This window comes from Xenorhabdus sp. PR6a, assembly GCF_028599065.1.
GTDB lineage: Bacteria > Pseudomonadota > Gammaproteobacteria > Enterobacterales > Enterobacteriaceae > Xenorhabdus > Xenorhabdus doucetiae.
This window is the reverse complement of sequence record NZ_JAQRFJ010000007.1, coordinates 58,104-69,965: the sequence shown is the minus strand read 5'-3', so window position 1 is coordinate 69,965 and position 11,862 is coordinate 58,104. Positions and strand designations below refer to the sequence as shown.

At 46.9% G+C, this 11,862-nt stretch carries 10 protein-coding genes; 6 read left to right on the top strand and 4 right to left on the bottom strand.

What is annotated here, in order from left to right:
- The first annotated feature begins 1 nt into the window (after window position 1).
- Window positions 2-136, top strand: a complete 135-nt coding sequence (locus PSI15_RS03515; RefSeq protein WP_273582317.1) for a hypothetical protein — start codon at window positions 2-4, stop codon at window positions 134-136.
- On the opposite strand, the gene pta is transcribed toward PSI15_RS03515, so the two are convergent.
- Window positions 109-2,253 carry a phosphate acetyltransferase gene (gene pta / locus PSI15_RS03510; RefSeq protein ID WP_273582316.1) on the bottom strand — a complete coding sequence of 715 codons (2,145 nt, stop codon included), beginning with the start codon at window positions 2,251-2,253 and terminating at the stop codon, window positions 109-111. The two genes, PSI15_RS03515 and pta, sit on opposite strands and share 28 nt — an antisense overlap.
- 75 nt (window positions 2,254-2,328) lie before the next feature.
- Window positions 2,329-3,531 (bottom strand): acetate kinase, encoded by a 1,203-nt coding sequence (gene ackA, locus PSI15_RS03505; protein ID WP_273582315.1) that lies wholly within the window; start codon window positions 3,529-3,531, stop codon window positions 2,329-2,331.
- A 265-nt stretch (window positions 3,532-3,796) separates the two neighbouring features.
- Between ackA and yfbV the strand changes: the two genes are divergently transcribed.
- The 3 genes from yfbV (at window position 3,797) to PSI15_RS03490 (ending at window position 6,861) form a co-directional block, all read left to right on the top strand.
- Window positions 3,797-4,252 carry a terminus macrodomain insulation protein YfbV gene (gene yfbV / locus PSI15_RS03500; RefSeq protein WP_045971465.1) on the top strand — a complete coding sequence of 152 codons (456 nt, stop codon included), beginning with the start codon at window positions 3,797-3,799 and terminating at the stop codon, window positions 4,250-4,252.
- 10 nt (window positions 4,253-4,262) lie between these two features.
- Entirely contained in the window at window positions 4,263-4,922 is a 660-nt protein-coding gene (locus PSI15_RS03495) for a sugar phosphatase (RefSeq protein ID WP_273582314.1), read from the top strand.
- Between the two features lie 109 nt (window positions 4,923-5,031).
- On the top strand, window positions 5,032-6,861 hold the full coding sequence (locus tag PSI15_RS03490) for an SLC13 family permease (protein WP_273582313.1): 1,830 nt from the start codon (window positions 5,032-5,034) through the stop codon (window positions 6,859-6,861).
- A gap of 29 nt (window positions 6,862-6,890) precedes the next feature.
- On the opposite strand, the gene yfbR is transcribed toward PSI15_RS03490, so the two are convergent.
- Both yfbR and PSI15_RS03480 read right to left on the bottom strand, forming a co-directional pair.
- Window positions 6,891-7,472 carry a 5'-deoxynucleotidase gene (yfbR, locus tag PSI15_RS03485; protein ID WP_273582312.1) on the bottom strand — a complete coding sequence of 194 codons (582 nt, stop codon included), beginning with the start codon at window positions 7,470-7,472 and terminating at the stop codon, window positions 6,891-6,893.
- Window positions 7,473-7,665: 193 nt separating this feature from the next.
- Entirely contained in the window at window positions 7,666-8,880 is a 1,215-nt protein-coding gene (locus tag PSI15_RS03480; RefSeq protein ID WP_273582311.1) for a pyridoxal phosphate-dependent aminotransferase, read from the bottom strand.
- Window positions 8,881-9,675: 795 nt separating this feature from the next.
- Between PSI15_RS03480 and hexA the strand changes: the two genes are divergently transcribed.
- Window positions 9,676-10,668, top strand: a complete 993-nt coding sequence (hexA, locus tag PSI15_RS03475) for a transcriptional regulator HexA (protein WP_045971453.1) — start codon at window positions 9,676-9,678, stop codon at window positions 10,666-10,668.
- A gap of 726 nt (window positions 10,669-11,394) precedes the next feature.
- The gene (locus PSI15_RS03470) at window positions 11,395-11,856 is read left to right on the top strand and encodes an NADH-quinone oxidoreductase subunit A (protein WP_045971452.1); all 462 of its coding nucleotides are present in this window, start codon (window positions 11,395-11,397) and stop codon (window positions 11,854-11,856) included.
- Window positions 11,857-11,862: the final 6 nt, after the last annotated feature.

Below are 11,862 nucleotides of genomic sequence, written 5' to 3'. Positions count from 1 at the left end.
TATGAGTGGTAGTGATATGATTATCAAAGAAAATGGCTGGATTGGGGGAGATGAAAGGGATATCACTGACTCAACAACCCCACGCCAAGGCATGGGATTGTTGTTTGCTTACGCGTTTTCTTGCTGCGTTGACTGAATGGCAGTCAGTGCAACGGTATAAACAATATCATCCACCAGTGCGCCACGGGACAGGTCGTTAACCGGCTTGCGCATACCTTGCAGCATTGGCCCGATGGAGACCAGATCCGCTGAACGCTGTACCGCTTTGTAAGTGGTGTTACCGGTGTTCAGGTCTGGGAAGATAAACACGGTTGCCTGACCGGCAACCGGTGAATTTGGTGCCTTGGATTTCGCCACATCAGCCATGATCGCCGCGTCGTACTGCAATGGGCCGTCGATGATCAGATCCGGGCGTTTTTCTTGTGCCAAACGGGTGGCTTCACGCACTTTTTCAACATCGCTGCCGGCACCGGAATTACCGGTGGAGTAAGAGATCATCGCTACGCGAGGCTCGATACCAAATGCTTTCGCTGAATCCGCTGATTGGATGGCGATTTCAGACAGTTGCTCGGCGGTTGGGTCTGGGTTGATGGCACAGTCACCGTAAACCAGCACTTGCTCTGGCAGCAACATAAAGAAGACAGAAGAAACCAGCGAGCTGTTTGGTGCCGTTTTAATTAACTGCAATGGCGGACGAATGGTGTTGGCGGTGGTGTGAACCGCACCGGAAACCAGCCCGTCAACTTCGTTTTGCTCCAGCATCAGGGTGCCCAGCACCACGTTGTCTTCCAGTTGTTCGCGGGCAACCACTTCGGTCATGCCTTTGTTCTTGCGCAGTTCAACCAGACGCGGCACATAACGCTCACGGACTGCCGCCGGATTCACGATTTCAATCCCGGCGCCCAACTCAACGCCTTGTGCCGCAGCGACACGGCGGATTTCTTCAGGATCACCCAACAGGATACATTCGGCAATGCCACGTTCAGCACAGATAGCCGCGGCTTTGACGGTACGCGGTTCGTCGCCTTCCGGCAGAACGATTCGCTTGCCGGCCTGACGCGCCAGTTCGGTCAACTGATAGCGGAATGCCGGCGGAGACAGGAGATTTGGACGCTCGGAGGCGGCGGCCAGAGAATCGATCCACTCGCTGCTGATGTGTTGTGCCACGTAGTTTTGGACTTTTTCGATGCGTTCGTGGTCATCGGCCGGCACTTCCAGACTGAAACTTTGCAGGTTCAGGGAAGTCTGCCAGGTGTTGGTTTTCACCGTGAAAACCGGCAGGCCGGTGTTGAATGCACGTTCACACAGTTCACGGATAGAGTCATCAATGGAGTAACCCCCGGTTAGCAAGACGGCACCAATTTCAATGCCATTCATGGCGGCCAGACAAGCGGTGATCAGGACATCAGGACGGTCAGCGGAAGTCACCAGCAGGGAACCCGGACGGAAGTACTCCAGCATGTTAGGGATGCTGCGGGCGCAGAATGTCACGGACTTGATGCGACGGCTTTCGATAGCGCCTTCATTAATGATATCCGCTTTCAGGTGCTTGGCCATATCAATCGCACGGGTCGCGATCAGGTCGAAGCTCCACGGGATGCAGCCGAGAATCGGCAGCGGGCTGTTTTTGACGATGGCATTGGGATCGATATGCGCAACCGTTGCTTTGGTGGATTCATCAAAGATTTCAGACAAATCCGGGCGAGTGCGGCCTTGATCATCAACCGGGGCATTCAGTTTATTGACAATGACACCGATAATGTTTTGGTTCTTGCTGCCGCCGTATTCAGCACGGGTCAGTTCAATGCTCTCTTTCAGTTGCTCCGGCGTGTTGGTTCCCTGAGCCGTCACGAATACGATTTCCGCGTTCAGTGTCTTGGCGATTTCATAGTTCAGGGATTGGGCAAACGGATGTTTGCGCGTCGGCACCAGACCTTCGATCAGCACCACTTCTGCCTCTTTGGCGTTTTCGTGGTAACGCGCCACGATCTCTTCCATTAAGACATCTTTTTTATTGGTAGCCAGCAACGATTCCACATAGGCCATATCCAGCGGTTCAGCCGTATGGATGCTGGAGTGTGAGCGGATAATGGAAGTGGTTTGATCTTGAGAACCCGTGTGACGGGGTTGGGCGATAGGTTTGAAAACGCTCAGGCGAACGCCTTTTTGCTCCATGGAGCGGATAACACCCAAACTGACACTGGTTAAACCAACGCTGGTGCCAGTAGGGATTAGCATAATTGTACGGGACACGGAAACCTCTTTATTTGACTCATGAATAGAGAACCGCCAGCGATGCCGGCGGTTCTGAAAATCATGACTGCTTTGTTATGCAGTCAGGCGTGCTGAATCCTGAGCAATGACCAATTCTTCATTGGTTGGGATAACCAGAGCAGGGCGGCTGTTATCGGTTGTGATAACCCCTGATTTGCCAAAGCGAGCGGCAAGGTTACGCTCGTGATCATATTCGAAGCCCAGCAGAGCCACTTTCTTCATGGTCAGTTCACGCACCAGCGCGGAGTTTTCACCGATGCCGCCAGTGAAGATAATCGCGTCCAGACGGCCTTCCATCAGTGCGCTGTAGGCGCCGATGTATTTCGCCAGACGGTGGCAATAAACATCCATGGCACGTTTAGCATCCGCTTTGGTCTCGTAGTTGTCTTCGACATAACGGCAGTCGCTGGTTACTTCGGTCAGCCCCTGGAAGCCAGATTCTTTGGTCAGCAGGGTGTTGATCTGAGCGACGCTCATGCCCATGGCATCGTGCAGGTGGAAGACGATAGCCGGGTCGATGTCACCACTGCGGGTGCCCATCACCAGACCTTCCAGTGGGGTCAGACCCATGGAAGTATCAACACACTGACCGTTAACAATCGCAGAAACAGAACCGCCGTTGCCCAAATGGCAGGTGATGACATTCAGCTCTTCAACGGGTTTGTTCAGCAGCTTGGCGGCTTCGCGGGAAACGTAGAAATGGCTGGTGCCGTGTGCGCCGTAACGACGAATACCGTGCTCTTTATACAGGTTATAAGGCAGTGCGTACAGGTACGCTTCTTCAGGCATCGTCTGGTGGAAGGCGGTGTCAAATACGGCAATATTCTTCTCAAGCAGATGCGGGAAGGCTTTTTTCGCTTCTGCAATACCGATCAGGTGAGCCGGGTTGTGCAGTGGCGCGAATGGAATAGCGGCTTCAATACCTGCGATAACGTCATCGGTGATCACCACGGAAGAAGTGAACTTCTCACCACCATGTACAATACGGTGACCGATGGCTGAAATTTGGGCGGAAAGTTCTGGCTTTTCAGCCAAAATAGTATTAACAATGAAATTTAGTGCTTCGCTGTGTGCTGCGCCGGCACCTAAAGCAGCTTCGTTTTTCGCGCCATCCATTTTCCATTTAAGACGGGCTTCAGGCAGGTTAAAGCACTCTGCTAAACCCGAAAGATATTCTTCACCATTGGCAGGATCGATGATAGCAAATTTCAGGGAGGAGCTACCGCAATTAAGAACCAGTACCAGCTTACTTGACATGGAAATACCTATTATCTTGTTGTGATCTAATCTTTAAAAAGAACAGTGTTAAAAAATAAAAATAATTTGTTAACAAACCGAGCCTAATTGTTGCGAAAAAGGGCAAAATTCCTGTTTTGTTACTGCAACAACATAAAAGTCTGTGTAGGATACCGTTTGCCAGCAATAAAGACAAAATATACTTAATAGTATTGATACTACAAAAAAGATTTTATGTTTTGTAGAGATTTTTTAAAAACTATACCTTTAATTGATTGAGGTCATGATGAACACGACACCGCCTGTCAGTCAGGGTTGGTTTAAGCGAATGCAATTAGGCCAACAATATTTGAAAACCTGGCCACTGGCAAAGCAGCTTGCCCCTGTTTTTCCTGAAAATCGTGTGATTAAGGCGACCCGTTTTGGTATCCGGTTTATGCCGCCATTGGCCATTTTTACCCTGACATGGCAAATCGCCCTGGGGGGGCAATTGGGTCCCTCGGTGGCGACGGCGCTATTTGCCTGTAGTTTGCCGTTGCAGGGATTATGGTGGCTGGGAAAACGTGCGGCAACACCGTTACCGGAAAGATTGCTGAACTGGTTTTATGAAATTCGGGAAAAATTTACTCAGGCAGGTATTGCCATGGCTCCTGTGGAAAACGCCCCGACTTACTTCTCACTGGCTGAATTGCTTAAACGAGCCTTTAAGCAATTGGATAACTCTTTTCTTGATGATATTTAAGGAGTCGGATTTGGTTCTGAGATGCAGAGGTTTTTTATTCGATTTGGATGGTACGCTGATCGATTCATTACCTGCGGTTGAACGGGCATGGGTCCAGTTTGCCGACAAAATGGGGATCGACCGGGATGAAGTGCTGAACTATGTGCATGGTACGCCGGCGATATTATCACTGCGGCATTTTATGCCGGATGCCAGTGAAGAAGAGATCAGCCGGACTTTCAAATGGATTGAAAAAATTGAAACAGAAGATACGCAAGGCATTACGGCGTTGCCGGGTGCCATCGCCCTGATTGATAAGTTGAATGCGCTGGATATTCCGTGGGCGATTGTGACATCGGGAACGGTGCCGCTTGCGTCTGCCCGGCATCAAGTGGCGGAGATACCGGAACCGGCGCATTGGGTGACAGCAGAGTCGGTCACCCATGGCAAGCCAAACCCTGAGCCTTATTTGCTGGGCGCGAAAAAACTCGGGCTTTTGCCGGAGGAGTGCGTGGTTTTTGAAGATGCGGCGGCGGGCATTCATGCGGGGCTGGATGCGGGCTGTCAGGTTGTTGTTGTCCACGATTCGCCGGATATTCCGCGCCGTGACGAAGTCCATTTGACGCTGAATAATCTGGAAGATATCGAGATTGTCAAATCCGGCGGTTATGTGTCGATTTACACCCAATAGATTTCGTTTTGGGAAGATCCTTGATCCTAATGAAGGATTTTCCCAGAGAAAAGTGCTCTACTTAACTTGTTAACGTTTAATTGAAAGATATCGTTGATAGGGGCTTAGATTGAGTAGCGAACTGTTGTGGGTATTGACCCTGCTATTGATAGCCATTGTGCTTTTCACCACCAATAAAGTCAGGATGGATGTGGTGGCGTTATTGGTGATCATCGCATTTGTCTTGAGTGGCACACTGACGTTAAGTGAAGCCACTGTCGGTTTTAGTGATCCCAATGTGTTATTGATTGCTGCCCTGTTTGTCATTGGCGAAGGGCTGGTGAGAACCGGGGTGGCCTATCAGATGGGCGATTGGCTGGTTCGTGTCGCGGGTAACAGTGAAACCAAGATGTTGGCCTGGCTGATGTTATCGGTTGCCGGATTGGGCGCGTTCATGAGTTCAACCGGAGTGGTTGCCATCTTTATTCCGGTTGTCCTGAGCGTGGCGACTCGAATGAAAACCTCGCCGGGGCGGCTGATGATGCCATTGGGGTTTGCCGGTCTGATCAGTGGCATGATGACCTTGGTGGCAACGCCGCCCAATATGGTGGTCAATAGTGAGCTGGTGCGCGAAGGTTTGCGCGGGTTTGGTTTCTTCTCCATTACACCGATTGGCCTGTTAGTGTTGGTGGCTGGCGTGGTTTACATGTTAGTTGCCCGTCGTTGGCTGGGCGGCAAAAATCACCAGACCGCGGATGAGCGCTATCAGCGGACATTCCGTGATTTGATCCGCGACTATAAATTATCTGGCCGTGCCCGCCGTTTTTCTCTCCGCCAAGGTTCGCCTTTGGTTGGGCACACCTTGGATGAAGCGGGGCTGCGTGCCCGTTATGGGGCTAATGTCATTGGCATTGAACGTTGGCGCAAGTTCCGGCGCGTCATGATCGCCGCCACCGGGGACAGGGAATTGAAGGTGCAGGATGTCTTGCTGGTGGATATGTCGGGCAGTGATGTGGATTTGCGCGAGTTTTGCCGCGATCAACGGCTAGAACCGATGGTATTGCGTGGGGAATATTTTTCCGAGCAATCCCGTGATGTCGGGATGGCTGAAATTTCAGTGATCCCGGAATCCCAACTATTGGGACAATCATTGCGTGGGATGAAATTTCGTACCCGTTATGGCCTCAATGTGGTGGGAATTCGTCGCGGGGGGAAAGCGCTGGAAGGGAAGTTAGTGGATGAGCCTTTGCTGCTGGGGGATACGCTGCTGGTGATCGGTGACTGGAAACTGATCCGCGCCTTGAAAACAAAAACCCCTGATTTTATTGTACTGAACCTGCCTATTGAAGAGGAAAGTGCGGCTCCCGCGGCTTCACAGGCTCCTCATGCTTTATTCTGCCTTGCCCTGATGGTGGCGATGATGCTGACCAATGAAATCCCGAATTTTATTGCTGCGTTAATTGCCTGTTTGCTGATGGGAAAATTCCGCTGCATTGATATGGAAAGTGCTTATCGAGCCATTCACTGGCCGAGCATTATCTTGATTGTCGGCATGATGCCTTTTGCGCTGGCCTTGCAAAAAACCGGGGGCATTGACCTGATTGTTCGTGGATTGATGGATATCGCCGGGAATATGGGGCCACGGGTGATGTTGGTGTGCCTGTTTGTGCTTTGTGCCGTGATAGGCTTGTTTATTTCTAACACGGCGACGGCGGTGTTAATGGCGCCGATTGCCATTGCAGCGGCAAATGAGATGGCGGTTTCTCCTTTGCCTTTCGCGATGATAATTGGGGTGGCGGCTTCAGCGGCGTTTATGACACCGGTTTCGTCTCCCGTTAATACCTTAGTGTTAGGGCCTGGCGGATATCGATTTGCTGATTTCCTGAAACTCGGTGTGCCTTTTACGCTGATTGTGATGGGAATTAGCGTCGCGATTATCCCGATACTGTTCCCATTCTGATATTTCAACTTCTCATGTTTCAGCCTCTCTCACAGGCTAATTTCATCAAGGGAGAGGCTGAAACTGGGGACAAACACTTCCATGAAATAATCCATCTCTTCGCTGTGGCGTGCGGCCAGTGTTTTTTCCAGCCGGCTTTTGGCTTGATTGAATTCAGTATTCCCTGCTGAGAGCTCTTCCAGACATTTCAAGTAAGCACATAATGCGTCGGCTTGCTTGATAATACGAGTTTCTTCTTCATCATGGTGATGCTCATCCAGAATGGGGCGAAAATCATCCTGTAATTCCGTCGGCAGCATAGCCAATAATTTTTGTTGGGCTATTTTTTCTATTTTCTTATATTCATGGGCAATTTGTGGATTGTAGTATTTAATTGGCGTCGGCAAATCGCCGGTAATGACTTCGCTGGCATCGTGGTACATGGCCAACAGGGCGATCCGTTCAGGGTTAACCGTGCCGTTGAATTTACGGTTTTTGATGATCGCTAAGGCATGGGCGACAAAAGCGACCTGCAAACTGTGCTCTGAAACATTTTCTGTCCGCACATTGCGCATAAGCGGCCAACGGCTAATTAATTTCAGGCGGGATAATTGGGCGAAAAAATGACTCATAATTTCCTCTTCTGCCGAATAACGATGACTATATGACGTGAAGAATAACGGGAATATTTATTTTTGGAAAATTCATTTATGGAAAAAATAGCGGTGAGGCGGTGAGTCAGAAATAAGCATTTACCTCAGAGAAAGCCTATCCCATTAATTTATTAATATTTTCTGGGACAGGCGTTAAATGAGGAAGATTAGGTTATTGGCGATAGTGACCGATAAAGCGAGCAAATTTTTCAATGGCTATTTGCAAGTCAATGACATGCGGCAGTGTCACAATGCGGAAATGGTCAGGATTTGGCCAGTTAAACGCAGTGCCTTGAACCAGCAAAACTTTTTCCTGTAGTAAGAGGTCGAATACCATTTTCTGGTCATCATAAATATTGAAACGTTTGGTGTCTATTTTCGGGAACATATAGAGGGCACCCATGGGTTTCACGCAGGAAATGCCTGGGATCTGGTTGATCAACTCCCAAGCACGGTTGCGCTGTTCATAGAGCCGTCCACCGGGAAAAATAAATTCACTGATGCTTTGATAACCACCTAATGCGGTTTGAATGGCATGCTGCATCGGCACATTGGCACAAAGGCGCATGGATGCCAGCATTTCTAACCCTTCAATATAATCCTTGGCCTGTTTTTTGGGGCCATTCAGTACCATCCAACCCTGACGGAAACCCGCAACACGATAGGTTTTGGACAAGCCATTAAAGGTCACGGTAAACAGGTCGGGAGCCAATGCGGCGATGGAGTGGTGCTGGGCATCATCGTACAGGATCTTGTCATAAATCTCATCGGCAAAAATAATCAGATTATGCTGACGGGCGATTTCGACGATTTCCAGTAACAAATCTTTGCTATAGACCGCGCCGGTTGGGTTATTCGGGTTAATAATCACGATACCACGGGTACGCGGCGTAATTTTACGGCGGATATCATCTACATCGGGAAACCAGCCTTGTTGTTCATCACAAAGATAGTGAACAGCATTTCCGCTGGAGAGTGAGACAGCCGCCGTCCAAAGCGGGTAGTCAGGCGCAGGAACCAACATTTCATCCCCGGTATTTAACAGGGCCTGCATGGATTGAACGATAAGTTCAGAAACACCATTACCAATAAAGATATCTTCAACGGTAACATCCAGCATATTTCGGGCTTGATAATGCTGCATGATGGCCTTGCGTGCAGAATACAGCCCCTTAGAATCAGAGTACCCTTGGGCGGTTGACAGATTGCGGATAACATCGACTAAAATTTCATCAGGTGCTTCGAATCCAAATGGCGCCGGATTACCAATGTTTAATTTCAGTACTTTATTACCTTCTTCTTCGAGTCGCTTGGCTTCTTTGAGGGTATTCCCCCGAATGTCGTAGCAGACATTATCTAATTTACTGGATTTATTGATGGAAAACATAGGGAGCCTTGACCTCTTGGCGAAAATGGATACTACCCGCATAAAAAGTGTGATGATCAATGTACTCTTCTCAATCAGTCTTTTGAAGAGACTTTGATATCTTTGGTTAAAACGGTTGTTTTAAGAAGAGATGAGTCAGCTTGCTCTCTGAATTATTCTATTTTTATGGTGTTTTATTTTTAATATGCATGATAAGTCAGAATTAAAGTTTGCATAATGGCTTGTTTTTAGTTGACAGCTCAGGCAGGAGATGCCATTTTGGCAGAGGTTTTTAGTCTATTTGTTTAGGGAACCTCAATTGTCAATAAAAGTAAGAAGGTTTGTATAATGTATTCTCATAATTTATCTTTATTGAGGTAACGTTAATTGAGATTTTGATCACATGATACTTTGACAGTTTTTTTGAATGTTTACCCATGACATTTTCGGGCCTTTTCAATGAAAACGCTAATTCATTAAAAATACTAATATTATTTAGTGGTGTTAAGCGTTCCTAATTCAGATTATGTTATTCTTTGAAGCAAGTCAGAAAAAGGGTATTTGTACTGGAAATTGGTGGTTATGTGATGTAAATAGGGTTTTATCTCTATTTTATTTTGGGATTGCATAAATTTTGTTAAGAAAGGAGAAAATAAAACCCATGATGATCTAAATAGTAAAAAAAATGCAGTAAACCTTTGCCCTACTTAATAGAGTAGAGTAATGTCACAATCGGTATTATTTTATTTGATACTGCTGAAGTAAAAACACCAGGTTAGTTAGTAATTAAAATCAAAAAAAAGTGATGAATAAACAATGATAAATGCAAATCGTCAGATAATAAACCTCGATCTCGATCTGCTAAGAACTTTTGTTGCCGTTGCTGACTTAAATACTTTTGCAGCAGCAGCAGCAGCTGTTTCTAGAACGCAGTCAGCTGTCAGTCAGCAAATGCAGCGGTTGGAACATCTCGTGGGGAGAGAGCTATTTGCTCGCCACGGCCGCAATAAACTTCTGACCGAGCATGGGCTTCAACTTCTTGGTTACGCACGCCAGATCCTTCGTGCCAATGACGATGCAACCGCATCATTAACCTACAATGATGCAGACGGTGAATTAAGAATAGGTGTGTCAGATGACGCTGTTGATACACTGCTTCCTTTCTTGCTGAACCGTATTGCCTCTGTCTATCCACGTGTGGCCGTTGATGTACGTATTAAGCGTGCTCAATTTATCGAAAGCATGCTGGATAACCATGAGATCGACTTGGCATTAACCACAGCAAAAATTAACCACCATCCTAAAACGGTTTTACGTTCCTCGCCTGTTTTATGGCACTGTGCACCTGATTTCCAATTGCAGACGAATGAACCTGTACCGTTGGTTGTGATGGATGAAACCAACCCTTTCCGCCAGATAGCCTTGGATACGCTGGATATGGCAGGCATCTCATGGCGTATTGCGTATGAAGCGGCTTCCCTCTCCGCGGTTCGCGCGGCTGTCAATGCAGAAGTCGGTATTACCGCTCGCCCGCTGGAAATGCATAATGCAGACCTGAGAATTTTAGGTGAAATTGAAGGCTTACCACGCCTGCCGGAAATCCAATTCTTCTTATATCGCAATAGTAACGAACAGAATGAATCTGTTCTGACCGTTTTCGATGCCATTGAAAATAAGAAAACACCTTATACCGTAACGGCTGTTGAATCTGATGAATCCGACGAAATGGATGAATCTATTGCCACCATTGAACCTGTCAAATCAACTGAAACAGTTGATGAAAATTCCGTTGAAAATATAGACGAATAAGTATTATGTGTTTTATAGGCTAATATTTCCATTTTATTTGTGGAGATATTAGCCTGTTGCTAATTTCCTATTAGCGAATTTTCTATTAATAGTCCTCCCAAGTTTTCATTTCCATTTCTGATATTTCTAATAAGAAATATACCCTACTAATTTTCCTATCCCTTTCGAATTTTGGTTAAAAGAATGTTGCTGTGTTAACAAATTTCATTTTTCTAACTTGATAAAATAAAACCGTTTTTAGAAATAGCTCGCTTATCACACTTTATTAGTTCTTTTTAGAAACAATTTATTAATGGTTGAATAAATTGCATTCAAGTGTTGAATATTTTTCAATGAAACTGTGCACTTGATCATAAAAATACCCCCGACAACGCAGTGGAAAGACAGGTTTTTCCTGCGATAATGGTGTAGTAAAGTCGAGTTATCAGTTAGACTAGTTATGTCAGGAAGATGTTTTTTTATACGACTGACACGTTTTAGCGTTATACTAGCACAATCTGTTAATTAATGGTTTGTGGCTTGTAAATAAATAGGTGAGTGCATTTGCCGTGATGGCAAATTATTGTTGAGAGGAATAAAAACCAAGACGATTCAAGCTATTAAGATATATTGATTAGCATTGTTTCAGATTTGGTTGTTATCCCTTCCCATGAATCGATGTGGTGCAACACTGCCGGCAAAAAGAGCAGACACCTTGACACCACTTTTGATGAGTAAGCAACGAGTATGTCTACATCCACTGGAATTCTAGCCCATCACTGGGCATTTGCGGTTTTTCTAATAGGTGCTCTTGGTTTGTGTGCGCTCATGTTACTGGGCGGGTACTTCATGGGCGGCAGGGCAAAAGCCAGAGCAAAACATGTCCCTTATGAATCAGGTATCGATTCTGTCGGCAGTGCACGTTTGCGTTTGTCGGCGAAGTTTTATCTGGTTGCCATGTTCTTTGTTATCTTCGATGTTGAAGTCCTTTACTTATATGCATGGGCCGTCTCAATCAAAGAGAGCGGTTGGCTAGGCTTTGCCGAAGCAAGCATTTTCATTTTGGTGTTATTGGCAGGTTTGATTTATCTGGCGCGCATTGGGGCGTTGGATTGGACACCCGCGCGTTCAAAACGTCAGGTCAGTAAACCGAGTGCTGACACGTATATCAACACTGGCACTTATACCAACAACAGTCACATGCAGTAATAGCGA